23 protein-coding genes are annotated in these 25,395 nt (G+C 62.5%); 8 read left to right on the plus strand and 15 right to left on the minus strand.

Features of this window, described 5'->3' with window-relative positions; genetic code table 11:
• Window positions 1-25: 25 nt before the first annotated feature.
• From AC6I97_RS20995 to AC6I97_RS21025, 7 genes are read left to right on the plus strand one after another with little or no spacing between them, the layout of a single operon-like run.
• Window positions 26-802, plus strand: coding sequence for a sugar phosphate isomerase/epimerase family protein (locus tag AC6I97_RS20995; RefSeq protein ID WP_497946660.1), 777 nt, complete (start codon window positions 26-28; stop codon window positions 800-802).
• The gene (locus AC6I97_RS21000) at window positions 799-1,938 is read left to right on the plus strand and encodes a Gfo/Idh/MocA family protein (protein ID WP_497946661.1); all 1,140 of its coding nucleotides are present in this window, start codon (window positions 799-801) and stop codon (window positions 1,936-1,938) included. The genes AC6I97_RS20995 and AC6I97_RS21000 overlap by 4 nt, the downstream gene beginning before the upstream one ends.
• Window positions 1,939-1,956: 18 nt before the next feature.
• Window positions 1,957-3,165 carry a Gfo/Idh/MocA family protein gene (locus AC6I97_RS21005; RefSeq protein WP_224166389.1) on the plus strand — a complete coding sequence of 403 codons (1,209 nt, stop codon included), beginning with the start codon at window positions 1,957-1,959 and terminating at the stop codon, window positions 3,163-3,165.
• 1 nt (window position 3,166) lies between these two features.
• The gene (locus AC6I97_RS21010; protein ID WP_497946662.1) at window positions 3,167-4,168 is read left to right on the plus strand and encodes a sugar phosphate isomerase/epimerase family protein; all 1,002 of its coding nucleotides are present in this window, start codon (window positions 3,167-3,169) and stop codon (window positions 4,166-4,168) included.
• A gap of 12 nt (window positions 4,169-4,180) precedes the next feature.
• Entirely contained in the window at window positions 4,181-5,080 is a 900-nt protein-coding gene (locus AC6I97_RS21015; protein ID WP_497946663.1) for a TolB family protein, read from the plus strand.
• A 4-nt stretch (window positions 5,081-5,084) separates the two neighbouring features.
• The gene (locus AC6I97_RS21020) at window positions 5,085-6,119 is read left to right on the plus strand and encodes a Gfo/Idh/MocA family protein (protein WP_497946664.1); all 1,035 of its coding nucleotides are present in this window, start codon (window positions 5,085-5,087) and stop codon (window positions 6,117-6,119) included.
• The gene (locus AC6I97_RS21025; protein ID WP_497946666.1) at window positions 6,116-6,592 is read left to right on the plus strand and encodes a heme-degrading domain-containing protein; all 477 of its coding nucleotides are present in this window, start codon (window positions 6,116-6,118) and stop codon (window positions 6,590-6,592) included. Before AC6I97_RS21020 ends, AC6I97_RS21025 begins: the two co-directional genes overlap by 4 nt.
• A 60-nt stretch (window positions 6,593-6,652) precedes the next feature.
• Here the strand turns inward: AC6I97_RS21025 and AC6I97_RS21030 are convergent, their stop codons facing one another.
• The 14 genes from AC6I97_RS21030 to AC6I97_RS21095 form a co-directional block, all read right to left on the minus strand.
• Window positions 6,653-8,116: an APC family permease gene (locus AC6I97_RS21030; RefSeq protein WP_224094235.1), complete on the minus strand. Its 1,464-nt coding sequence runs from the start codon at window positions 8,114-8,116 to the stop codon at window positions 6,653-6,655.
• Window positions 8,117-8,202: 86 nt separating this feature from the next.
• Window positions 8,203-8,868, minus strand: coding sequence for a TetR/AcrR family transcriptional regulator (locus tag AC6I97_RS21035; protein ID WP_497946667.1), 666 nt, complete (start codon window positions 8,866-8,868; stop codon window positions 8,203-8,205).
• A 37-nt stretch (window positions 8,869-8,905) separates the two neighbouring features.
• A complete protein-coding gene (locus AC6I97_RS21040; protein ID WP_224166383.1) occupies window positions 8,906-9,343 on the minus strand; it encodes a carboxyltransferase domain-containing protein in 438 nt (145 codons plus the stop codon).
• Between the two features lie 107 nt (window positions 9,344-9,450).
• Window positions 9,451-9,648 carry a hypothetical protein gene (locus AC6I97_RS21045; protein WP_224166382.1) on the minus strand — a complete coding sequence of 66 codons (198 nt, stop codon included), beginning with the start codon at window positions 9,646-9,648 and terminating at the stop codon, window positions 9,451-9,453.
• 97 nt (window positions 9,649-9,745) lie between these two features.
• Entirely contained in the window at window positions 9,746-9,940 is a 195-nt protein-coding gene (locus AC6I97_RS21050) for a hypothetical protein (protein WP_224166381.1), read from the minus strand.
• Window position 9,941: 1 nt separating this feature from the next.
• A complete protein-coding gene (locus AC6I97_RS21055; RefSeq protein ID WP_497946672.1) occupies window positions 9,942-12,878 on the minus strand; it encodes an FAD-binding and (Fe-S)-binding domain-containing protein in 2,937 nt (978 codons plus the stop codon).
• Between the two features lie 126 nt (window positions 12,879-13,004).
• A complete protein-coding gene (locus AC6I97_RS21060; protein ID WP_497946673.1) occupies window positions 13,005-13,973 on the minus strand; it encodes a sugar ABC transporter substrate-binding protein in 969 nt (322 codons plus the stop codon).
• A 66-nt stretch (window positions 13,974-14,039) separates the two neighbouring features.
• On the minus strand, window positions 14,040-15,038 hold the full coding sequence (locus AC6I97_RS21065; RefSeq protein ID WP_224094225.1) for an ABC transporter permease: 999 nt from the start codon (window positions 15,036-15,038) through the stop codon (window positions 14,040-14,042).
• Window positions 15,035-15,919: an ATP-binding cassette domain-containing protein gene (locus AC6I97_RS21070; protein ID WP_224094224.1), complete on the minus strand. Its 885-nt coding sequence runs from the start codon at window positions 15,917-15,919 to the stop codon at window positions 15,035-15,037. Before AC6I97_RS21070 ends, AC6I97_RS21065 begins: the two co-directional genes overlap by 4 nt.
• Before the next feature lie 314 nt (window positions 15,920-16,233).
• Entirely contained in the window at window positions 16,234-17,244 is a 1,011-nt protein-coding gene (locus AC6I97_RS21075) for a Gfo/Idh/MocA family oxidoreductase (RefSeq protein WP_224094223.1), read from the minus strand.
• Window positions 17,245-17,273: 29 nt separating this feature from the next.
• Window positions 17,274-18,731, minus strand: coding sequence for an APC family permease (locus AC6I97_RS21080; protein WP_224094222.1), 1,458 nt, complete (start codon window positions 18,729-18,731; stop codon window positions 17,274-17,276).
• Window positions 18,732-18,763: 32 nt separating this feature from the next.
• Window positions 18,764-19,777 (minus strand): D-2-hydroxyacid dehydrogenase, encoded by a 1,014-nt coding sequence (locus tag AC6I97_RS21085; protein ID WP_224094221.1) that lies wholly within the window; start codon window positions 19,775-19,777, stop codon window positions 18,764-18,766.
• A 71-nt stretch (window positions 19,778-19,848) separates the two neighbouring features.
• Window positions 19,849-21,606 (minus strand): IlvD/Edd family dehydratase, encoded by a 1,758-nt coding sequence (locus AC6I97_RS21090; RefSeq protein WP_224094220.1) that lies wholly within the window; start codon window positions 21,604-21,606, stop codon window positions 19,849-19,851.
• Between the two features lie 53 nt (window positions 21,607-21,659).
• The gene (locus AC6I97_RS21095) at window positions 21,660-22,427 is read right to left on the minus strand and encodes an SDR family NAD(P)-dependent oxidoreductase (RefSeq protein WP_224094219.1); all 768 of its coding nucleotides are present in this window, start codon (window positions 22,425-22,427) and stop codon (window positions 21,660-21,662) included.
• A gap of 186 nt (window positions 22,428-22,613) precedes the next feature.
• Between AC6I97_RS21095 and AC6I97_RS21100 the strand changes: the two genes are divergently transcribed.
• Complete coding sequence (locus AC6I97_RS21100; RefSeq protein ID WP_497946674.1) at window positions 22,614-23,798, plus strand: Gfo/Idh/MocA family protein; 1,185 nt, start codon at window positions 22,614-22,616, stop codon at window positions 23,796-23,798.
• 88 nt (window positions 23,799-23,886) lie between these two features.
• Here AC6I97_RS21100 and AC6I97_RS21105 read toward each other — a convergent pair whose 3' ends face one another.
• Window positions 23,887-25,359, minus strand: a complete 1,473-nt coding sequence (locus tag AC6I97_RS21105; protein WP_497946675.1) for an APC family permease — start codon at window positions 25,357-25,359, stop codon at window positions 23,887-23,889.
• Window positions 25,360-25,395 lie beyond the last annotated feature (36 nt).

Genomic DNA, 25,395 nt, shown 5'->3' on the forward strand with positions numbered 1-25,395 from the left:
CGGGCGATCATCAAAAGGAACGCAAATGTCGTATTCACTCCAGCTCTACACCGTTCGCAACGCCATCCAGGAGGACCTGCCTGGAACCATCAAGAAGGTCGCCGAGATCGGCTTCAGGCAGGTTGAACCGTACAACTTCGTGGCCACCGCCAAGGAACTCGGGGCCGCCTTGAAGGAGAACGGCCTTACTGCTCCTTCCGGGCACGCACCGCTTTTGAGCCAGGACCAGGACGAGATCTTCGCCGCCGCCAAGGAACTGGGCATCACCACCGTGATTGATCCCTTCCTCCCGGCGGAGCACTGGCAGGATGCCGGGACTATCCAGGGCACGGCGGTGAAACTCAATGCAGCGGCGAAGAAGGGTGCTGAATACGGCATCCGGGTGGGCTACCACAACCATGCGTGGGAGCTGGAGTCCACCGTTGAAGGTAAGACTGCCTTGGAGTACTTCGAAGGTCTGCTGGACCCTGATGTAGTCCTCGAAGTGGACACCTACTGGGTTGCCGTGGGTGGCCAGGATCCCGTTGAACTCCTGACTCGTTTGGGTGACCGGGTGAAACTCATCCACATCAAGGACGGACCGGCCACCACGGACACCAAAGCCCAGCAGCCCGCCGGCCAGGGCACCATCCCGGTCCTGGACGTCATCGCCGCAGCCAAATCGCTGGAAGTTGGCGTGGTGGAGTTCGATGACTACTCCGGCGATATTTTTGAGGGCATCACCGAGAGCCTGGCATTCCTGACCGCCGCAGCCAGCGCGCAGGCAGCCGAGGGAACTATTTCCCAGGAGGCAGGGGCATGAGGTTCTCTCCCTCCACCCGGAAGGGGCCCGTCGGTGTCGCCGTGATCGGTGCGGGCAACATCAGCAAGCAATACCTTGACAACCTCACCACCTTCCCGGATCTGAAGGTCCTGGTGATCGCGGACCTCTTCGAAGAGGCTGCCGAAGCGCGGGCCAGGGAATACGGGATCGCCGAGTGGGGCGGGGTAGACAAGGCACTGAACCATCCCGACGTCGAAATCATCGTGAACCTGACCATCCCGGCAGCGCACGTCGAGGTTGCAACGGCCGCGGTCACTGCCGGCAAGCATGTCTGGACCGAGAAGCCGTTCTCGCTGGACCGTGAATCCGGACTTGGCCTGCTCAAAGCCGCCGACGCCGCGGGGATGCGCCTGGGCACGGCCCCGGACACGTTCCTCGGCGCCGGGTTGCAGACCGCCCGCCGCATCATCGAGCGCGGTGATATCGGCACGCCGTTGACCGGGATGACCACTTTCCAGACGCCGGGCCCTGAATCCTGGCACCCGAACCCGGCCTTCTTGTTCCAGCACGGCGCCGGCCCGCTGTTCGACATGGGCCCTTATTACCTCACCGCACTGATCCAGACCTTCGGCTCGGTCCGCAGGGTGGCCGCCGTCGGCTCGTCCGCCAAGGCGACCCGCGTGATCGGTTCCGGTCCGAAGGCCGGGGAGGAATTCGCCGTCGAGGTCCCCACGCATGTCTCCGCGATGGCGCAGTTCGAAAGCGGCGCATCCTCGCACAGCGTGTTCTCCTTCGAATCGCCGCGCCAGCGAATGGGTTTCGTGGAAATCACCGGCTCGGAGGCCACGCTCTCGCTGCCTGACCCGAACTATTTCGACGGCGACCTCAAGCTCTGGCGCCCCGGCGCGGAAGAGCCCGAGATCATTCCCTCCACAGGACCGGCCAACGGCCGCGGCCTGGGCGTGCTGGACATGGCCCGTGCCCTCCGCTCAGGCGCCCCGCACCGCGCCACCGGCGAACTGGCCTACCACGTGCTGGACACCATGGTCTCGATTTCCGAATCCGTGGAATCCGGCTCTTTCGTGGACGTCACCAGCAACGCGCCCGCCTCCGAACCAGTCCCGGAGGACTGGGCGCCGGAAACCGCAACTCTCCAGGCAACCGCAACTCCGTAAGTAACGAGGAACCACACCATGAGCACCCCCGCCCACACTGACCAGAGCCAGGGCAACCCGCAACCTACCCGCACATTGGGGGTGGCCGCCATCGGCTACGCCTTCATGGGGAAGGCCCACTCGAACGCGTGGCGGAACGTGGCCAGCTTCTTCGACGTCCCGGCCATCGAGCAAAAAGTCCTCGTCGGCCGGGACGCCGATGCCGTCGCTGAAGCCGCAGCAAAGTACGGTTGGACCGAGTCCGCCACCGACTGGCGATCCGTCATTGCCCGGGACGACATCCACATCGTCGATATCTGCGCCCCGGGCTGGATGCACGCCGAAATCGCCATCGCCGCCCTTCAGGCCGGCAAGCACGTCCTCGTGGAAAAGCCTTTGGCGAACACGATCGCGGAGGCGGAAGCCATGACCACTGCCGCCGCAGCCGCCCGTGAGAAGGGCGTGCAGTCGATGATCGGTTTCAACTACCGCCGGGTCCCCGCTTTGGCGCTCGCTAAAGAACTGATCGCCGAAGGCCGGCTCGGCACGGTCCGCCACGTCCGGGCCGCCTACCTGCAGGACTGGCTCTCCGATGCCGAGTCCCCGATGACCTGGCGGCTCCGGAAGGAAACCGCCGGCTCCGGGGCGCTGGGCGACATCGCCTCGCACGCCATCGACCAAGTCCTGTTCCTCCTGGGTGACGCCGTCACCGAGGTCACGGGCCGCCTGCACACCTTCGTGGACCGCCGCCCCGGGCCAAATGGCCCGGAAGATGTCACGGTCGACGACGCAGCCTGGGCCACGCTGACCCTCGCCTCCGGGGCAATCGCCTCGGTGGAAGTCAGCCGGGTAGCGACCGGCCAGAAGAACTCCCTCAGGCTCGAAATCTACGGCGACAAAGGCACCATCCTGTTCGACCTCGAGAACCTGAACGAGCTCGGCTTCCTTGATGCCACGGTCCCTGTCCGGGAGCAGGGCTTCCGCCGGATCCTGGTCAACGAACCCGAACACCCCTACATGGGCGCATGGTGGCCGCAGGGTCACATCATCGGTTGGGAACACACTTTCACGCACCAGATCCGGGACTTCCTGCTGGCCATTCGGGACGGAAGCCAGCCCTCGCCGTCGTTCGAAGAAGGCCTGAACGTCCAGCACGTCCTCGCGGCGATCGAAGAATCGGCCGCAGCCAAAAGCTCACTGATCCAACTTTCCCCGAAGCCAAACAGCACCACTACTGAAGGAGCCTGACATGCCCCGCCCGTACACCCTGTTCACCGGCCAGTGGGCCGACCTCCCCTTCGAGGAAGTCGCCCGCCTTGCCTCAGGCTGGGGCTACGACGGTCTGGAAATCGCCGTCTCCGGAGACCACCTGGACGCCTGGCGCTGGGACGAACCCGGCTACGTCGAGTCCAAACTCGCCATCCTGGAAAAGTACAACCTCAAGGTTTGGGCCATCTCCAACCACCTCAAAGGCCAAGCCGTCTGCGATGACCCCATCGACTTCCGCCACGAAGCAATCGTCGGATCGCGCGTGTGGGGTGACGGTGAACCCGAAGGCGTCCGCCAACGCGCCGCCGAAGAAATGAAACACACCGCCCGCCTGGCTCGCGCGCTGGGAGTGAACACCGTCGTCGGGTTCACCGGTTCCTCCATCTGGCAGTACGTCGCCATGTTCCCGCCCGTCCCCGAAAAGGTCATCGACGCCGGCTACCAAGACTTCGCCGACCGCTGGAACCCCATCTTGGACGTCTTCGATGAATGCGGTGTCCGCTTCGCCCACGAAGTGCACCCCTCCGAGATCGCCTACGACTACTGGACCACCGTCCGCACCCTCGAAGCGATCGGACACCGGCCCGCGTTCGGCCTGAACTGGGATCCCTCACACTTCATGTGGCAAGGCATTGACCCTGTCTCCTTTATCTGGGACTTCAAGGACCGGATCTACCACGTGGACTGCAAGGACACCAAGCTCCGGCCCACTGGCCGGAACACCGTCTTGGGCTCACATTTGCCCTGGGGCGACCCCCGCCGGGGCTGGGACTTCGTCTCCGCCGGACGCGGCGACGTGCCCTGGGAATCCTCCTTCCGGGCCCTCGCCGCCATCGGCTACGACGGACCCATTTCCGTCGAATGGGAAGACGCCGGAATGGACCGCCTGCACGGCGCCCCCGAAGCCCTCGCCGCCCTGAAGAAATACGACTTCCCCGCCTCCCAGACCTCCTTCGACGCCGCCTTCAGCAGCAAGGAATAAGAAAGGACCGACGTGATCCGCACCCTTCAATCCGGCCAGCGCTGCGAGGTGTGGATCGCGTCGGTCAACGGTCAGGCTGAGCTGCTCTACAGCTCGGACGACGTGTTGTTTGAAGCACCCAACTGGACCCTGGACGGAAGCTCACTCATCTTCAACGGGGATGGGAAGCTGTGGCGTCTTGATCTGAACACGGGCTCCTTGGAGCCGATCTTGCTCACCGGCGTCCCGGACCTGAACAACGATCACGTCCTGGCACCTGACGGCCAGGGCATCTTTGTCTCCGCGAACGACGGCCACATCTACCGTGCTTTACTGGCCGGCGGACCGGCGACGCGCATCACCGAGGACGACGGCTTCTTCCATTTCCTCCATGGCGTCAGCCCCGACGGTGCGCAGTTGGCGTACGTGGGCATCGAAGCTGGAGACTTCACACAGCCAGGCAGGCTGATGACCATAGCGTCCGACGGCGGTGCTCCCGCCAGCGTTGATGTCGGCCGCTTTGATGTCGGCTCGGCCCACTGCGACGGCCCTGAATATTCGCCCGACGGGAAATGGCTTTACCTGAACACAGAATCCTTTACGTCCACGCAGGGCCACGCGCAGCTCGCCCGGATTCGCGTGGACGGCACTGGCTTTGAGCGGCTCCTAGAATCCGAATCAGTGGACTGGTTTCCCCATCTCTCCCCCGATGGCCGGTACGGCAGTTACATCCGGTTCCCCAGCGGAACCGTAGGACACCCCGCGGACCTGCCGGTCGCCGTCGTGCTTGTTTCGACCGAGGACTGGACCACTGCCCTCCATTCATGGCCACTTTTCGGCGGCCAAGGTACCCTCAACGTCAACAGCTGGTCGCCGGACTCCCGGCGTTTTGCGTATGTGGCCTACCCGCTTTCTGACTCGACGAAGGACTAAGCACGTGACCCTCAGCAATGGCACTTCCGATGGAACGATCCGCTGGGGCATCCTCGGCACAGGATTTATTGCCGGTCTCCAGATGCAGGACTTGAACGAAAACGGCTTTACTGTGCAGGCCGTTGGCTCGCGTTCATTGGAATCGAGCAAAGCCTTCGCTGAGCTGCATGGGGTGATGACCGCCCACGGCAGCTATGAGGACTTGGTGGCGGACCCGATGGTTGACGTGGTCTACATCGCTACGCCGCACCCGTTCCATCACGGCAACGCGCTCTTGGCCCTGAACGCCGGAAAGCACGTACTGGTGGAGAAGGCCTTCACGATGAATGCCCGCGAAGCCCAGGAGATCGTGGACCTGGCCGAATCCAAAGGCCTTGTGGCCTTGGAAGCCATGTGGACACGCTTCCTTCCGCACATGGTCCGCATCCGCGAACTCCTCCACGAAGGCGCCATCGGCGAGGTCCGGAAGGTAGTGGCCAGCCACAACCAGAGCCTGCCCAAGGACCCTGCGCACCGGTTGAACGATCCCGCCCTTGGCGGTGGGGCGCTGCTGGATCTGGGCATCTACCCGATCTCCTTTGCCTTCGACATCCTGGGTGCTCCGGAAACCATTCGCGCCAGCGCTTCCATGACGGCGACCGGTGTTGACCGGCAGACCGCAGCCATCTTTGAGTACTCTGGTGGCCGGCAGGCCCTGGTTGACTGTGAACTCGACGCCGCCAGCGCCAACCGGGCCATGGTCATCGGAACAGAGGGCTGGATCGACATCGAGCACACCTGGTACAACCCGGTTCCGTTTACTGTCTTTGGGGTTGATGGCACCCTTGTGGAGCGCTACGACCAGCCCGTGAAGAGCCGGGGAATGCAGTTCCAGGCAGCTGAGATGGAACGCCTTATTCGTGCCGGTGAGTCTGCTGGAAGCATCCTGCCGCCGGGTGAGACCGTGGCGATCATGGCGGCTATGGACGAGATCCGCCGACAGATCGGGCTCCGCTACGACGCCGACACCGTTGTTTCAGAAGAAGGTGCAAAGAAATGACTGAATCTGCCCGCCTTGTGGAGTTGCGCCAGCAGGAAGAAGAGCTGGTGTTCGCAAGCTTTGACCACCACGACGCCTGGCGGCTCGGCTCACTGATCGCCAACCACGCGATCGCCTCGGAATTCGGAGTGGCTATTGATATCCGCCGGCACAACCTTGTGCTCTTCCGTTGCGTCCTGCCCGGAGCCACAGCCGACCAGGAGGAGTGGATCCGCCGGAAGTCCGCCTCCGTGCTGCGGTTCGAGCACAGCACTGCCCTGCTGACTGAACAATTCTCAGCCCGCACCCACAGCCCTTTGGGAGGTGGCTGGCTTGCCCATGAGGATTACACGCTCGCCGGTGGCTCGTTCCCCATCCGCGTGCGGGGCGCTGGCGTGATCGGGGCTGTCACGGTGTCCGGGCTGAGCTCAGATGAGGACCACCAACTGGTGGTTGATGGCATCCGGAGTTACCTGAAGACGGTGGCGGTTTAGGGCAAGCTCGGCGAAGCTGCCCGATCAGTTCTTGTCGCTGCCGGGCCCGCCCGTTCCGGCTTAGTCGATCCTCTGGCGCCCCAAGCGGGCGTAGATGTCGGGACGCTTTGTCCGCAGGAAGAAGGCGTAGACGATTCCGCCGAAGAAAAGCGCGAAGGTGAAAGTCATGAAGATGACGGTCAGGACCGCCGATCCACCGATGAGTTCCGGGTAGTTGGCGATTGCCAGAAAGGTGATGGCACCAAGGAACAGAACGCTGATGATAGGTGCGATGACCGTCTTCCAGATTGATTCCGGAGCCAAGCCACGGCGGCGGATGAAGTACACCAGAACGGCGAAGCTGGTGATGAACATCAAGAGCAGCACAGCGAAGGTGCCGCTTCCACTGGCTATGGGATACAAGGCTTCCGGTGCAACACCCAAAACAGTGAAGAGCACGGTGGCCGCGGCCCAAATGAGGCCCACAGCCAACGCCGAAACGTACGGCGACTTGTGCTTCGGATGGACCCTGCCCAGGAATCTGGGCAGCGCGTGGTCTGAAGCGAGGGCGAAGCTGTACCTGGCTGCGATGTTCTGGATGGACAGCATGCACGCGAGCACCGATGTGATGAGCAGGATGACGGCGATATCGGCAAAGATCCTGCCCGCGAGGCCGACGAGTGCATCATTGAAGAGATTCACCGTGTTGTTCTCAGCCTCGGCCTGGATCTTATCCGCACCGAAGAAGGCGATGAAGGCCCACGCTGCCACTGCATAGAAGATGCCGATGCCTGCCACGGCCAAATACGTGGCGCGAGAGATGGTCTTGTCCGGGTTCTTGACCTCGTCCCGGTAAATAACGGTGGCTTCGAACCCGAAGAAGTTGCCAACGGCGAAAAGCAGTGCCAGGCCAAGGGTTGCGTCGGTGATGGACGGCAGGGCGAACCCTGCACTCTGCACTGCCCCTAGTCCGTTGGCCGAGAACGAAACGACGTCAAACACCACGATGATTGCCACTTCAAGCAGCATGACGATAGTGAGCAGCTTGGCCGACAAGTCGATGCGGTTGTACGCCAGCACGGTGGTTACGGCCGTAATGGCCAGCGCATACCAGTACCACGGTATGTCCGGCCCGCCGAGGGTATTAACCACAAACCCCTGAAGCGTCACCCCGAAGAATGATGGCGCGAAAAAGCCGATAAAGATGTACCCAAACAGCGCGAGGAAGGCGCCACCAAGACCTGCCGGCTTGCCCAGGCCCGCCGTGACAAAGGAGTAGAAACCGCCAGCACCTTGGACACTCCGGCTCATCTTGACGAATCCCACGGAGAAGATAAGCAGCATGAGCGTAACCAGCAGATAGATGGCAGGCGCTGTCTGCCCGCTGAACATCAGCAGGACCGGAAGGGTGCCGGCCACCGTGGCCAAGGGTGACGAAAAGGCCAGCACGTTCATGACGAGTTCTCCGACTCCCATGTTGCCGCTGAGCCGGTTTTGACTTGTCTGACGCGCCACCTGTGGTGCGTCAAGGGTGGTGTTATTCATGTAATCCTCATCACCGAATATTGAGTTCTGAATCACAGTATCGACAGGGCACAGAAGGGTGGTGTGCCATGTTGGGACAGCGCCGGCTACGCGCCGGCGCGGGTCCCGGCGCCGACTTCAAGCAAGGAACGGGACAGGGCCACCCCGTGGTCCACTACGCTTTCAAGCTGAGCCTGGCTGCCATCCCATGCAGACCAACGCGCGGAGCCGTCGAGCAGCGTAAAAATAGCCTGGATGGCTTGCCGCGTGACCGCGAGTCCCATTTCTTCGGCCGCAGCGGCGTACATCTCCTGGTGCAGGATCTGCCAAAAGGCCAGCTCTTCACGGAGGTCATCACCCAGGAACCCCGCCACCCTATCCGAGGCAACCAGTAGGTTCCAGAGATCTGCCTCGGGCCGGCTCAATTGCTGGGTGACGTGGAAACGGACAAGGGCTGCCCAGTAGTCACCCGCGCACGGGGTTTCCTGCACCGCTTTGAGAAGGTCGCGGGCGAATCCGTGGGTGAACCAGAGGAGCGATTCGGCCACGATCTGCTCCCTGCCCTGCGGAAAAGTCGAATAGAGACTTGGCGCCTTCAGCCCAAGTTCGCGGCCCAGCGTCCGCATGCTCACTGAGTTGTAACCGTTGGTGGCGGCCAGCCGGAGGAAAGCCACGAGGATCCGCTTCCTGGCGGGCGTCTGTGCCGACCAGTCGCGTTTGGACAGGAATTCCCGTACAGCAGCGTTCGCCTGCTCACGCGGAGATGGACTCATTTCATCCTCAAGAAGGGTCGTAACGGAATGAGTCTAACTAACAGTCGTTAGGTTGAGAAGACCTTAGCCACACAGAGTCGCCTCTCCCTATAAGGCAGTCAGCAAAACACTCCCGGACCCGGCCCACCACGAGATCATCCGTGTACGCATCGCAGCTGGTGAGAGTCACGCCAACCGCCGAGAGTGTGAGGGAACCTTGGGGCACGGCTTTGATCCGCCGCCCCGCGTAGGCCATTTGGTGCCAGTCCCTCCCCCAGGGAACCTCGATCACGGCAGAGGCCGCAGGCGCTGCGAAGGACCTGACGGTGTGTTTGGTCCGGCAAAGCCTCCTGATCAAAGTTCGCGCCGGCATATCGAGCAGCAGGCAGGCTGTCGCCAGGTCCGGACCTGCAGCACCGCCAAATGCCACGGGCAACTCGTAGCTGGCTGGGGAGTCCTCCCACGTCCCGTACCCGGTTTGGGACGAAGCCGCCATGCCCGCCAATCCAAGACTGGCCAACTCTGCCTCCTGGCGTGAAAGGAAGCGGGCCGTAGCGCTTGGACCAGTGCCAGGAACAAACGCTACGGACCGCGGCTTGGGGGCTAGGCGCCCGGTGTCGGCCACGGCGAGGCATCGCGGATGTCGCGGCCTTCCGCCATGTCCTGGAGGAGTCGGTGAACGAGTTTCCCCGAGCGCTTCAGCTGAAGGTCAGTCCGTTCGCCAAGATCGGTTTCGTTGAAGTGTGCCGATGCCCGCAGCCATTCGACGTGCCGTCCTTGTGCGAGCTTCCTGTTCATCATCGAGATCAACTCTCAAAAAGTAATGGGGCTATTGGGTCCCTTCAAGCATCCGTCCCGGGGGCCTGTGCCAACCGTGTCAGTTTGGGACACGGGCTTATCACTCCAGGTTGATGCCCACAGCGAAGATGAAAATGCCGCTTGCGGCCACCAGGAACGCGGCGGCTCCCAAAGGAACCGCATGCACCCCGCGGAAGCTGGCCGTTGAATGCGCTTCCTGTGAGGCGCCAAGATGCCTCCCCGCCAAGCGCAGCCCTGCCGCCACCAGGATGAGGAAAATACCGACGTATGCCACCCTAATCCTCCGTCCATCGCGCACTCAGCGGATCCAAGGCAATTGCCAGGTGCTTACTGAAGCGTTCCGGATCGATCTGCGAGACCTGCATGGCACAACTGAACCCATCCGTGAGGACCAGCCCCTCACCACAATCCAGCGCCGGGACAATGGAGTGTTCCGCCACCTTCATGGACATATCGAAGTGCTCGGCCTCGAAACCAAAGTTACCGGCCACTCCACAGCACGACGACGATTCGACGAGGTTGGGCACTCCCCACGCCTCCAAGACGCGTTTCTGAGCACCTGAACCGAAGACTGCATGCTCATGGCAGTGGGTTTGCAGGACAGCGGTTTTGGGCGGAACGGCGGACGGCTTCCAGCCACGTTTAATAGCCTCATCGACAGCCACGGAGAACGATCGGACCCGGGCAGCCACGCGCCCGGCCGCAGCACCGCCCACCATCTTGGGACCTTCGTCACGGATAGTGGCCGCGCAGCTGGGTTCCAGGACCACGATGTCCCGCTCCGTGCCGTCATCGAGTTTGTTGATCAGCCTCGCCAGCCGCCGTCGTGCTCCCTCGCGTTGGCCGGTGGAGATCCACGTCAGCCCGCAACAGGCGTCCGGGGTGCAACCCACGGAACTGCCCGAGTCCCGCAGCACCCGAGCTGCTGCCGGGACCACTTCAGGCCGGAAGGCGCGGGTGAAGCTGTCGATGAACAGCAGGACGTCGGCTTTGTCGGTGAAGCCTGCCTCGCCCACCCGCCTCCGGATGAGGCCGGACGCCGCGAAGGCCGGGAGCCGTCGTCGTGCGCTGACGCCCAACTTTTCGCCCACCCAACGGAACGGACGGAAACGGGTCCCCGCGTTGGCGATGGGCGCAATACGCGTCAACAGTGGCAGCCACCGCGGCAGCCAACCGATCGAATAGTGCGTGAACGGCCGGATTTTGCCGCGGTAGTGCTCATCCACCAGCTGCGACTTGGCTTCAGCGATATCCACGCCCGTGGGACAGTCCGCCGAGCAAGCCTTGCAGGACAGGCACAGGTCAAGGGCTTCCCTGACTTCCGGACTGGACCAACCTCCGTGGCTGGTGCCGTTGGTCCGCGTCAGTTCCTGCAGGACGCGGGCACGGCCGCGGGTCGAGTCTTTCTCGTCTTTGGTGGCTCGGTAGCTGGGGCACATGAAGCCGCCCGCGGTTGCCCGGCAGCGCCCAACACCAATGCATGCATGCGTATTGCCGACGAACGGGCTCACCACCGGCAGCAGGCTGCGGCCAGCTGAAGAAGGTACGACGGCGGCACCAGCCATCGCGGCCGGCTCACCGTGCGCAGGACCCGGCTGGGGCACGCCGTCAAGAGCCAGCGAAGCAGCGAAGGGCTCGGGGTCCACGATGATTCCCGGGTTCAAGATTCCGACAGGATCCCAGAGGTGTTTAAACGCCCTGAAGATGTCCACCATCGCGGGCGAATACATCACGTCCAACAGTTCGCTGCGTGCCCGGCCGTCGCCGTGTTCCCCGGAAAGCGAGCCGCCGTGGGCCACCACGAGTGCCGCTGCTTCGCGGGTGAAGTTCTCAAACGACTCCCGGCCAGTGTCGCTTCGGAGGTCATAGTCCAGTCGCATGTGCACGCAGCCCGCACCGAAATGCCCGTACATGAAGGCTGTGTAATCGTATTTCTCCACGAGGGGCAGCAACTCCGCGAGGTAGTCGGCCAAACGCTCCGGGGCGACCGCCGAGTCTTCCCAGCCGGGCCAGGTCTGGACACCATCGATCCGCCGGGATGAGAGTCCCGCACCGTCTTCCCGCACCCGCCAGAGTTTGGCGCGCTCCTGGGGCTCCGTGACAAGGGCGTGGTCCACAACCCGGCCGTCTGCTTTGAGTTTCTCCAGCAGCTGTTCGCAATCGGAGGCCGCCTGTTCCATGGTGTCCCCGGGGAACTCAACCATCAGGAAGGCCTTGCCCTGCGGGAGTGAGTCGACGCTGGCGGCACCCCGTCGGTGGCGCATGATGTCCACGATCGATCCATCCAGCCCCTCGATGGCACTCGGCTTGGCAGCGAGGATGGTCATCACATCACGGGCCGAGTCGATGGTATTCGCGTATCCGAGACACAGGAGCGCCGTGGTGCGGGGCTTCGGGACCAGTCCCACCTTTGCCCGCACCACAATGGCGCACGTGCCTTCGCTGCCTGCCAGGGCCCCGGCGATGTCCAGGTTGTTCTCGGGCAGGAGGTGTCCCAAGTGGTAACCGGAAACCTGCCGGGGAATGTTTCCCAGTTCGACCCGCAGTGGGGCGAGGTTGGCCTGGGTCAACGCCTTCAATCCTTCGAGAATTTCCTCCGCCCGGGTGACGGAGTGCTGGTCAACTGCGTCAACGGCCCGCAGGAAGTCCCGTCCGGCATGCAGGTGGGCGCCGTCCGCCGTGACGAGCTCCAATTCCAGCACATGCTGTGTCATTCGTCCGTAGGCCACTGAGTGGTTGCCGCAGGCGTCGTTGCCGATGGAGCCGCCCACCGTGGCCCGCGTCATCGAAGATGGGTCCGGGGCGAAGGTCAGCTCTCCGCCACTCGCTTTCTCGGCGTAGGAGCGCAGCTCGCCAAGGACCACGCCGGCGTCCGCCCAGACCGCCGCCGTACCGCCGTCGACCTCTCCTACGGAGGTCAAGCCTCGCGAAAGGTCGACCACCAACGATTCACCGATCGCGTTGCCCGCCATGGACGTTCCGCCGCCGCGCGGGGTGATGGGAACGCCGGATGCCGAACATTCGCGCAAGATGGCCCTGACGTCGTCGACGCTTGCGGGAAAGACGACGGCGGCAGGACGGACACGATAGTTGGACGCATCGTAGGAGTACTCGGAGCGCCGTCGCGGAGAGTCATCCACCTCGATGCCCTGTCCGCGCAACGCGACAAGCAGCTGCTCTACTTTCGTGTCTCCGTCGTCACCATGGGGCATGTTCGCCTTCTCCAATTCGTAGTGGTCCGCTGGAATTCTAGGCAGGCTGGAACCCGGCGGAGTGTGCCAAAACAGTACGGGCACAGCGGAGAGATCCGCTGTGCCCGTACTGTCGTCCGGAAGTGGTTACTTCAGGAACTCAGACAGGTTGTCCTTGGTGATGAGCGTGAACGGCAGTGTGTAGCGGTTGTCCACGTTTCCTCCGTTTAGGAAGTCGGTCACTACCTCAACGGCCTTGACGCCCTGGCCCGCGGAGTCCTGACGGACCGTTGCGGACATGGTGCCGGCCTTGATGTCCTGGAGCGCGGGTTCGGTGCCGTCGACGCCCACTACGGCCTTGAACTCGGCCGTGCGTCCCGCATCGGCAATGGCGGAAGCCGCACCGATGGCCATTTCGTCGTTGTTGGCCACAACCGCGTCAATCTGGCCGGACGGGAAGCGCTGAAGGGTGTCCTCCATGTTGCGCTTGGCGTCATCCCGGCTGCCCTTGGCCTGGAATTCGGCCACGATCTTGAAGTTCTTATTGATGGTCTTGTCGAAGCCGGACTTGCGGCGGTCCGTCCACGATGCACCGTAGATGCCTGCCGCGAACACGAGGTTGCCGCCGTTGGGCATCAGCTTGTTGAGGTATTCGGCCTGCATCTGGCCGGCCACGGTGTCATCCACGCCGATGTAGCTCTTGTAGCCGACGTCCGATCCGTCGGCGAACTCGGTGGACAAGATGAACAGCGGAATGTTGGCCGCAATGACCCTCTTTGCCGCGTTCTGGCTGGCATCGCCGTCCAGCGGCTGCATGATGACCGCATCCACCTGGCGGGTGAGGAGGTCCTCAACCTGGTTCAGTTCGCTGCCGACATCCTTTTTGGAGTCGGTGATGTTGAGCTTGACGCCCTTCTCGTCCGCCGTCTTCTTCATGGCGTCCGTCATGTGGGCCAGGTCCGGGTCCTGCAGGTCAAGGACCACAACGCCGATGTTGTAGGTCTTGGCCGCTCCGCCGCTGCTGGTTGCGTTGCTGCTTCCTGCGCAGCCGGTGAGGGTGAGTGCCCCCGCTGCCATCATGGCGACCGCCGCGGCGATCTTACGTCGCATACCCATGGTTGTTCCTTTCAGTGGTTTGTCTGTGCGCTTGGAGATTGTTGTGATGCATTGTTTGTTGCTGGGTCAGTCGGACTTCCAGCGGTTCAGCAGGACGGCGAGTACCAGGATCACGCCCTGCACGCCTTGCTGGAAGTAGGAGGAAACGCCCATCAGGTTCATGCCGTTCATCACCACGCCCAGCAGGAGCACGCCGATGACGGTCCCGCGGATGGTGCCGACGCCGCCAAAGAGGCTCGTTCCGCCAATCACGACGGCGGCAATCACCTGGAGCTCGTAACCGGTACCGGCCACGGGTGCGGCCCCGTCCAGACGGGCTGTTAGGACGAGTCCGCCAAGGGCAGCAGTGACGCCGCCGATGAGGTAAACGGTGAACAGCACGCGGCTGGTTGAGATGCCAACCTTCTTGGCCGATTCCTCGTTGCCACCTACGGCGTAGACGTGGGAGCCGAACTTGGTTCGGCTGAGCACAAATTCGCAGATGACGGCAGCCACCAGGAAGATGATCACGGGAACCGGAATGGGGCCGAGGAAACCGGATCCCAGCCACTCGGCTGGTCCGCTCAGGCCGGAGACAACCTGCCCGTCAGTGATCACCAGTGCCGCCGTACGGGCTATGGCCATGGTGGCCAAGGTCGCAAGGAAGGGGAGGATGGCTCCCCAAACCACCATGGCTGCACTGAGGAAGCCCACCAGGAGGCCGACGCCCAGGCCGGCGATCAGCGGAAGCCAGAAGGCGCCTCCACTGGCAGGGGCAAGCAGGGCGAAGGTCATGCCGGCAAGGCCAACAACGGAGCCCACAGACAGGTCGATACCTGCCGTGATCATGATGAAGGTCATTCCCAGCGCGATCAGTCCGATGATGGATGACTGCCTGACGACGTTCACGATGTTGTTGAGGGTCAGGAAGTTCGGTGCCGCCGCGGCGAGGAAGACGAGGATCACCACGAACAGGATGATGATTCCGTAATCGCCAATGAATCGCTTGACCTTGGTGGCGGTCAGGCCTTCCTTGAGGTCGGCTGGCCCCAACTTGGTCTTGATGTTGTCCATGGTGATGCTCATGAGTCGCTCCCGGTGGTAGTACCGCGCGCGGCCAGTGCATCCACGGTTTCCATTGCTGATGTGCTTCCGATTTTGCGGCGCTCCTCCGGAATGCCGCTGCCGGTGTCGACGTAGTCGTCCAAGGTGCCGTGCGAAATCAGGTGGGCCACTTGGGCTTCGGAGACATCTCCCACGCGGAAACGTCCCACTACCTGCCCCTGGCGCATGACGGCGAAGCGGTCCGCGACGGCGAAGGCTTCGTCCAGGCGGTGCGTAATGATGATGACCGCGATGCCCAGGTCCTTGAGCCGCTGGGTTACTTCAATAAGCTTGTCCACCTTGGCCACCGAGAGGTTTGCGGTGGGCTCGTCCATGATGATCAAGCGGGCATCGAAGGCCAATGCCCGGCCGATTGCCACGGCCTGCCGCTGGCCGCCGGAGAGCCGCTTGACCTTGAGGCGCGGGTTGATGGGGATGTCCAGGCGTTCCAGCACGCGCTTGGTTTCCGCTTCCATTTTCTTCCTGTCGATGATCCTCAACAGGGGACCCAGGATGTTCTTCTGGGGCTCGCGGCCCAAGAAGATGTTGGTCCGGACATCGAGATTGTCGGCCAGGGCGAAGTCCTGGTAGACCATCTCGACACCTTGGTCCCGGGATGCAGATGGCGTGGGAAACTCGGTTTTCTTTCCGTCCAGCTCGATCGCGCCACGGTCGGGCTGGTAGACGCCCGTCAGCACTTTCATGAGCGTGGATTTGCCGGCGGCGTTGTCTCCAAGAAGAGCGAAGGTTTCGCCGGGCATGACATCGATGCTGACTCCGCGCAATGCGGACACCGCCCCGAATGTCTTGTGTATGTCCTTAAGGGCGACCAGTGGAGCTGTCGCCGGTGGTGCGTCGGTCATCTCATCCTCGTTTGATAGGGCCATGCAAATGAACCGGTGAAACACCTTTAGCGATGGGCCATCAAACAACGTTGTTTGACTTTGCAGAATCCGGGGCAATTCGAAGAAAGTCCCGCAACTGCGTGACCTTCGCCACACTGTTTCACTTACTTGAACTTTGGCGGATTGGAGAATGCGGGAGATGTGCCACTTTGAAACACCAACCTGACGTGAATTGTTGCCGCGGGACACAATTCCCTTCCCTTAAAAAACAAAGCCCGGCCCGGCACGGATTGTTGCGAAATAATCCGTGCCCGGGCCGGGCAGTCAAAGGGCTACGCTGACAGCTCCACGGCTATCGCAGCACCTGTCCGGGCGGACTTCTCTGCCGCGTCAGCCAGGATCAGGGCAGCACGGCCGTCCTCGAAGCCAGGACTCCGCGAGGGAAGCCCGCGGACAGCGCGCAGGAACTCTGCGACTTCAAGCCGGTACGCCTCCGCGTAGCGCTCCAGGAAGAAGCTCTGGTACGGCCCCATCCCCTCCACCGTCCTGGCACCCCAGTGCCGGACCAGGCTGTCGTTCTTGTTGGCCACCTGAAGCAAGCCCGCGGATCCGAAGGCCTCGATGCGCTGGTCATAGCCATATGCGGAATGCCGCGAGTTGAAGATGGTCACAAGCTCATCTTTCGAACCCCGCAAGGTCACCACCGTCGAATCGAAGTCGCCCGCCTGCAGGATGCCGTCACTGAAGACGTTCGCGCCTGTGGCCGACACCTCCACGATGTCCGGAATGAAGTAGCGGGCCATGTCCAGATCGTGAATAGTCATGTCCCGGAAGATCCCGCCGGACTGGGGCAGATAGGCCGCCGGCGGCTCCCCGGGATCGCGACTGGTGATGACCAGTTGCTCCAAGACTCCGATCTCGCCAGCCCCCACACGCCGCCTGAGCTCCACGAAATGCCTGTCAAAGCGCTTGTTGAAGCCCAGGGCGATCGGGATATCCGTAGCAGCCGCCTTGGCCCGGAGTGCATCAACCCGCGCAATTTCCAGGTCGATCGGCTTCTCGCACAGAACCGGGATCCCGGCGTCGATCGACTGCTCCATGAGGTCCACGTGAGTGGCCGTGGGAGACGCCACGATAACGGCATCGACCTCCCCGGAGGCAAAAACCTCTTCCGGGTCGTCACTCACACGCCCACCATATTCGGCGGCTGTTCGCTTGGCACCCTCTATAAAGGGGTCGCACACCCAGGCCAACGTCGCTTCTTCCAGGGTTGCCAGGCTCATGGCATGCACTTGACCGATCCTGCCGGTCCCGAACAGGCCAACTCTGATCTGTTGCGTCATTGCAGGTCTCCAGATGTTGAAGTGATGTTTTAGTCGATCTTTTGCCGGCCCAATCTGGCATAAACATCCGGACGCTTTGAGCGCAGGAAGTAGGCATAAACAATCCCGCCGAAGAACAGCGCGAACGTGAAGGTCATGAAGATGGCAGTCATAACGGCCGATCCGCCGATCAGTTCCGGATAATTCGCGATGGCCAGGTAGGTAATCAAGCCAAGGAAGATCACGCTGACGATGGGCGCCACAATCGTCTTCCACACAGATTCAGGAGCGAAACTGCGGCGGCGGACAAAGTAAACCAGGACGGCGAAGCTCGTGATGAACATCAGGAGCAGGACGGAGAAAGTGCCGCTTCCGCTGGCGATCGGGTAGAGGGCTTCAGGAGCAACCCCCACCACAGTGAACACCACCGTGGCCACGGCCCAGAGCAAGCCAACGCCTACTGCTGAAACGTAGGGGGACTTGTGCCGCGGATGCACCCGACCCAAAGCCTTGGGGAGTGCCCCATCAGCGGCCAGCGAGAAACTGTAACGGGCCGCGATGTTCTGGATCGAGAGCATCGAGGCCAGGATCGAGGTGATGAGCAGGACTACCCCGATGTCAGCGAAGATCTTGCCCACCAGCGCCGTGGCGCCGTCGTTGAACAAGTTCACGGTGTTGGCCTTGGCCGCTTCCTGGACGTTGTCCGCTCCCAGGAACGCGGTGTAAGCCCACGCAGCCACCGCGTAGAACAGGCCGATGCCCACCACGGCCAGGTAGGTTGCCCTGGGGATGGTCCTGTCCGGGCTCTTGACCTCGTCGCGGTAGATGACCGTCGCTTCGAAACCGAAGAAGTTCCCAACGGCAAACAGCAGCGCGAGGCCCAACCCGGCGTCGGTAATCGACGGCATCGAAAAACCGACGCCTTGTGAGACGTCACCTGAGACGAACGCCGCGACATCGAAGATGATGACGACGGTCGACTCGAGCAGCATGACCACCGTCAGCACCTTCGCGGAGAGATCGATCCGGTTGTAGGCCAGCAACGTGGTGACGACAATGATGCCCAGGCCGTACCAGTACCACGGGATATCCGGACCGCCCAGGGTATTGACCACGAAGTTCTGCAGCGTGAGGGCGAACAGTGACGGAGCAAAGAAGCCGATGAACACATACCCAACCAAGGCCAGGAGCGCCCCGCCCAAGCCGGCCGGCTTGCCCAGGCCTGCCGTGACGAAGGAGTAGAAGCCGCCGGGAGCTTCGACGCTCCGGCTCATCTTGACGAACCCCACCGAGAAAATCAGCAGCATCAGAGTGACCAGGAGATAAATCCCCGGAGCAGTGTGGCCACTGAAAAGAAGCATCACGGGTAAGGTGCCCGCAACGGTGGTCAGGGGGGAGGAGAACGCGAGCACGTTCATCACGAGCTCGCCGACCCCCATGTTGCCGCTGAGCTTGTGTTCCTGGGTCTGGGTAGGCGTTATCAGCTTCCCTTTTGTTGAGCTAGACATGTAATCCTCGTCGCGAAATTTAGAGTGCTGAATCACACTACCGACGCGGATTGTGGGAGTACTGTACCAGCCTGAGACACGGGCTTTGGAGCGGTTCCGCCCAACTTCTTCAGGTCAACAATGTCGTTCAGCGGCTGGTCCGCTTTCCACCGCTGCAGGTTCCTCTCGAAGCAGTCCACAACCCGGCCACGCCATCCGATCAGGTCTCCGGATGCGTGGGGCGAGACCAGGATATTGTTGCGGCTCCACAGCGGATTTTCGGCCGCCAGCGGCTCGTTCTCGAAGACATCCAAGGCCGCTGCACCCAAGTGGCCCGCATCGATGGCATCAAGGAGGTCCTGCTCCACCACAACCGCTCCACGGCCAACATTGACCAAGCGGGCACCCGGACGCATTTTGTCAAAGCGGTCAGCGTTGAACAGACCGCGGGTCTCCTCGGTGAGTGGCACGGTCAGCACAACGTCCTGGGCTTCTCCGAGGAGCACGTCCAGTTCGTCAAAGGAGGCGATCGCGCCCAGTTGGGAATCCTCACGGGCAGACCTGCCGACGACGGTCACGTCCATGCCCGCTGCCCGCAACAGCAGCACAGTTTCGCGCCCCACCGGGCCCGGACCGACCACCAGCACCTTGCGGCCCAAAAGCGGTTCGGTCTCGCGGTGCTGCCAAGTCCGTGCCTGCTGTAACTCGATGGTGCGGCGCAGGTCCTTGGTGAACATCAACAGCACGCCCAGGACCCATTCAGCGATGGGGCGTTCACACACTCCACGGGAGTTGCTGACCACGATGTCGCTGTTGATGATCTCCTCGGTCATGAGACTGTCCACGCCAATGCTGGAGGTGTGGATCCAGCGCAAGTCCCCGGGGCCCACTTCGCGCAGGAGTTTGGTCCGGAAATCGTTGAGGAACAGGATCTCCGTTCCCGGCAGCGCTGCCCGGAACTCATCCGCCGTCCGGACCACCACCACTTCGGCTTCGGCCTCCAGACGTTCCACGGGAGGAACCGGGCGGCCCTCCTGGACAATTGCAATTACTTTGGGTCGTGACACACCTTCTCCTTTCAAGGGGCCGCTCCCAGACGGGAACGGCCCCACCATCCGTGCTTAGGGCTCGCCGCGGCCTACCAGCCGCCCTGCCAACCGCTCATCAGGCCGTAGGGCAGCCGCTGGGGCTCCTCGTCCGGCAGGCCCTTGAGGAAGTCGAAGTCGCAACCTTCATGTGCCTGGTTGACGTGGTCGATAAAGAGCCGTCCGTAGCCACGGCGGTACTTCGGCTCGGGCAGCTTGAGCTCAGCGAGCCGGGCCTCGATCTCTTCCTCAGGAATATCGAGGTCAAGGCGCTGGTTTTCCACGTCCAGCACAATCGGATCGCCATCGCGGACAATGGCCAGCGGGCCGCCCACCGCAGCCTCCGGCGAAACATGCAGGACTGTGGTGCCGAAGGCCGTGCCACTCATTCGCGCATCGGAGATGCGCACAATGTCGCGGATTCCCCTGCGCAGCAGCTTCTCCGGAATGGGAAGCATGCCCCATTCCGGCATACCAGGCGCACCCACGGGGCCGCTGTTGCGGAGCACCAGGACCGAGTCCTCGGTGATGTCCAGGTCCGGGTCGTCTATCCGTCGTCCGAGATCGTAAATGTCGTCAAAGACAACTGCCGATCCCTTATGCTGCAGCAGGTCCTTGGAGGCTGCGCTCCGCTTGATCACCGCACCGTTGGGGGCCAGGGAACCACGGACGACGGCGATGCCGCCTGAGGCGTCGAAGGGCGCCTCGAGCGTGCTCACGACGACGCCGTCCGGCTCGGGTGCCGAGCTGTAGCCCTTTTCGAGGGACTGGCCGGTGACCGTGACGGCATTCCTGTTCAGCAACGGGTCCAACGCTTTTAGCACAGTGGGAATCCCACCGACCTGGAACAGTTGCTGCACCAGGTACTCGCCGGAAGGACGGACATTAACGATCCGCGGCGTCCGCTGCGAAATTTCGTGGAAGCGGTCCAACTCCAGTTCGTAGCCAACCCTGCGGGCCAACGCCAAAAGGTGAACCACTGCGTTAGTCGAGCCACCCACGGCCATGAGCAACGTGATGGCGTTATCGAACGCTTCCTTGGTCAGGATCTCGCTGGGCTTCGGACCTGACAACGCCATTTCCACCGCCCGGCGTCCGGTGGCTTCCGCTGCCTGCCCGCGGCGTGAATCGACGGCGGGAATGGACGCAGTGCCGGGAAGGCACATGCCCAACGCCTCCACGAGGGACGTCATAGTGGAAGCCGTACCCATCTCGCTGCAGTGGCCGGCGGAGGGCTTGGCAGCGGACTCGAGTTCGTCGAAGTCCGCCTCGGTGATCTTGCCCGCCCGCAGTTCGTCTGCGTACTTCCACGTGTCCGTGCCGACGCCCAATTGCTTGCCCCGGAAGTGCGCCGGCTCCTGCGGGCCACCCGTAAGCATGATGGTCGGGATGTCGGCGCTGGCCGCGCCCATGAGCTGGGCCGGAACGGTCTTGTCACAGCCACCGAGCAACACGATCGCGTCCAGCGGGTAGGCCCGGATGGATTCCTCAACGTCCATGGCCATCAGGTTGCGGAACTGCATGGCCGAGGGCTTCATCAGGCTCTCGCCCAAGGAGATGGTGGGAAACTCCAGCGGCAATCCCCCGGCCATCAGGACGCCACGCTTCACGGCCTCGGCAAGCAGCTTGAAGTGGATGTTGCAGTTGACCAGTTCGGACCAGGAGTTGGCAATGCCGATCACTGGACGGTCCTTGATGGCGAAGCGCGAGAAGCCTTCGGCCTGGATGGCGGTGCGGTGCACGAATCCGGTGAGGTCGTGCGGCGCGAACCAGCGTGCGCTGCGGAGATCGTTGTAGTTCAACTCGGACATATCCTTCAAAGCTCCTTGGCTTGTTTGTCTTTATGAGGTCGTGGGTGAGGCAGCTACGCGGCGGAAGTGCCGCCGTCGAACGCCATGCTGGTGCCGGTGGCGAAGGTGCCGTCAACCGCCAGGAAGTAGATAGCCGCTGCCACTTCTTCCGGATCGGCGAGGCGGTTCAGCGGGACGGTGCTTTCCTTCTGCTGGAGGGCCAGGACGGGGTCCGGTTCGGACTCCAGGCCCGAGCGCAGCATGGGCGTATCAATCGGACCAGGGCAGACAGCATTGACGCGGACATGGGGCGCCAACTCCACGGCGAGCGCCTTGGTAAGCCCCACGACGCCGGCCTTGGCTGCGCAGTAATGGGCCAGCCCGGCTACGCCCATGGTTGCGAGATCCGAGGCGACGTTGACGATTGCCCCTCCCCCGGCTCTGCGCATATGAAGGCCCGCTTCCCGGGCAACGTAAAACGTGCCGGAGAGGTTGGTGTCCAGCACCTCGCTCCAGCGGTGCTCGTCCAGGTCCTCCAGGGGCGCGTAACCGGCAACCCCGGCGGCGTTGACGGCCACGTCGAGGCCACCGAGGGAGTGGATCGCTCCCCGGACGCCGTTCCGGACTGATTCGGCGTCAGCGACGTCGGCGACCACCCGGTGCGCAACGCCGTCGATCGCGTCCGCAACCCGTTGCAGCTCGCCGGCGCGACGCCCTATGAGTGCGACCCGCGCGCCCCGCGCTGCGAAGAGTTTTGCGGTCGCTTCTCCGACGCCGGACGTTGCGCCCGTGACGAGCACCCGCAGGGGTTCCGTCCGAATCCGTTTGTTGCGGTCCATCATCGTCGACGGGCTCCTCTTGGTTGGCGTTGCTGGACTATACGTTCTACTCAAACAGCCGTAGGCCCTCGCCGGATGTCTCAGATTGAGACACAGCACAAACACCTTGCCTCCATAGGCTGATGCGCAGATGCCGCCTTTCTGTGCGGCACAGCACCGCCGGAGAGCGGCAAAACTAAGGAGTCCACTTTGAAAGACCAGAACCGCATTGGCGTTGGCCTCATCTCGGTGGGGTGGATGGGGCGCCTGCATTCCCGCGCCTACCTCGCCACCAAGCAGTTCTTCCCTGAACTGCCGCGCCACCCTGAGCTTGTGATCGCCGCAGACCCCGACGACGCCGGCCGTCACCACGCCGAGGACGCGCTCGGTTACAAGGAAACGGCCACGGACTACCGCAAGGTGCTCGAGAACCCGGACGTTGACGTCGTTTCGATCTGTTCCCCGAACTTCCTGCACCACGAAATCGCCTTGGCCACCATCGAGGCTGGCAAGCATTTCTGGATCGAGAAGCCCATGGGCCGGAGCGCCCAGGAATCCCGCGAAATTGCCCAGGGCGCAGAAGCCGCTGGGCTGATCACCTCGGTGGGCTTCAATTACCGGCATGCGCCTGCGGTGGCAGAAGCCAGGCGGCTTATCCGCTCCGGCGCTCTCGGCCGTATCACCAACGTGCAGATCCGCCTGCTCACCGGCTATGCCTCCGACCCCACGCAGGTGTTCACGTGGCGTTACGAGCAGGCTCGGGCGGGCTCCGGTGTCCTGGGCGATGTGCTGAGTCACGGTTTTGACCTTGCACAGTTCCTGGTGGGCCGGATCACGTCGCTCAACGCCGTCACCGAAACATTCATCAAGGACCGCCCGCTGCCCGCCGGCAACTCCTCCAACTCCTTCGACATGGGCAAGGCCTCGGACGTGACCCGCGAGGTGGAGAACGAGGACTATACCGCCATGCTGGCCCGTTTTGAAGGCGGCGCCATCGGCGTGTTCGAATCCACCCGTGTAGCCATTGGCCCGCACGCCGAATACATCATCGAGGTGTATGGCACGGAGGGCTCGCTGCGCTGGAACTTCGAACGGATGAACCAGTTGGAACTCGCCACGGACCGCAGTGGATACCGGACCATCATGACCCCGCCGTCCTACGGCGAATTCGGGCGCTTCCAGCCGGGTCCCGGTCCGGGCATCGGGTTCAACGACCTCAAGACCATCGAGGCCGCGCTGTTCCTGCGTTCGGTGGCCGAAGGGAAGCAGCTGGGACCCTCGGTGGCTGACGGGTGGTCGGCATCCGAACTGGTGGATGCCTCGCTGAAGAGCGCCGGTTCCGGTGACTGGGTGGAGATTCCGGAAGTCTCCGGAAACACGACCTACGGAGCCTAAGCCCCTGGGGCACGAAAGGAGGCCGGATCGCCATGATCCGGCCTCCTTTTGTGCTTACGTTTTTCGAGCCTATTTAGGGCGGGCGGCCTTAGTCCAGAGCGCGTCCAATCCGAACGTACGTATCCGGCTTCCGGCTTCTGAGGACCAGCGCCAGGAAGATGCCGGCGACTATCGACGCGTAGGGGATCAGAAGCAGAACCGTCAGCAGGAGCGGATCCCCGGCCACTAACAGCTCCATATTGAAGGAAGCTGTCAACAAAGCGAACCCAATCCCTGCCAGCGCCACGATCGGGGCGATCAGCGTCCGCCAGAACGACATCGAGGACTTGTTCCTGCGAAAATACACTATGACCGCAATGGCCGTCAGGCAGAGCAAAAGCAGCATCCCATAGAACGCAACGCCGGCCGCCGCGGCATACAGGGAATTCTCGTCGCCGCCCGAGAGGACCAGGACCAGCAGGACAAGCAGGAGAACGGCCCCAACTGTCACAGCGGCGCGGTGCGGAGACCCATGCTTGAGGTGCACTGCCGCGATGGACCTCGGAAAGATGCCATCGACGGCAAGGGAGTGGGTGTAACGGGAAAGGATGTTCTGGAGGGACAGGCCTGAGGCAAAGAAGCTGGTGACCAGAAGGATGGCGATGATCTGGTTGGCGAAGGCTCCGAAGTAACGCAGTAGCGCGTCTGGCATCATGGCCGTGGGGTCCGCCCCAGCGACCGCCACTGCCTGTGATGTTCCTGCTGACAGGATGAGGGCAAAGGCTGAAACAGCGTAGAAGATTCCCAGGAAGGCAACGGCCAGGAAGGTGGCCCGGGGAATGGTGATGGCCGGCTTCTTGACCTCATCCCTGTAGATGGCCGTGGCTTCAAACCCGTTAAACACTCCGATGCTGAACAACAGGAGGACGCCGATGTTTGGGGTGAAGAGGTTGGAGGGGTTCCAAGGTTCGAAGGACGGGCCCTCTGGTCCTCCGTTGGAAATGATGACGATGTCAAAGACAGCTACCGAAAGGACTTCGACGGCCAGGATGACTGAGAGGACCTTGGCGGAGAGCTCCACGTTGAAGTAGCTCAGCACCCAAGCGATGCCGAACATCACCATGCTCCACAGCCACCACGGCGTTGACACGCCATCGACGAAAGCACCAAGCAGGTTGTTCACGGCAATGCCGGAAACAACAATGCAGGATGTCACGTTGAAGCCGTAGGTGACCAGTGCAAGGAAAGATCCCCCCAAGCCGAAGGGACGGCCCAAACCCTCGCGGATGTAGGTGTAAAAAGCTCCAGGCCGCGGTATTGCCTTGGTCATTCCAGTGAATCCCATGGCAAAGAGTGCCATCAGGACAGCGACCGCGACGAAAGCGATCGGGACTCCTATCCCAAAGGAGATGTTCACAGAGACAAAGCCGAAGACGACGCCCAGGGGAGCCGTGAAGGCCAGCACTGTGAAGAGGAGTCCGGTGGTTCCCATCCGGCCCCTGAGCTGGTATGTCGACGATCGGGTTTCACTGACTTCTGGTTCGTCCGCTGCTTCGCGTTGGACGGGGAGTTCTTGTTTCACGTGTTTTCTCCTCGGAGGAGTGGAGTCACCGTTGAC

The organism is Arthrobacter sp. TmtSoilC48 (genome assembly GCF_059739425.1).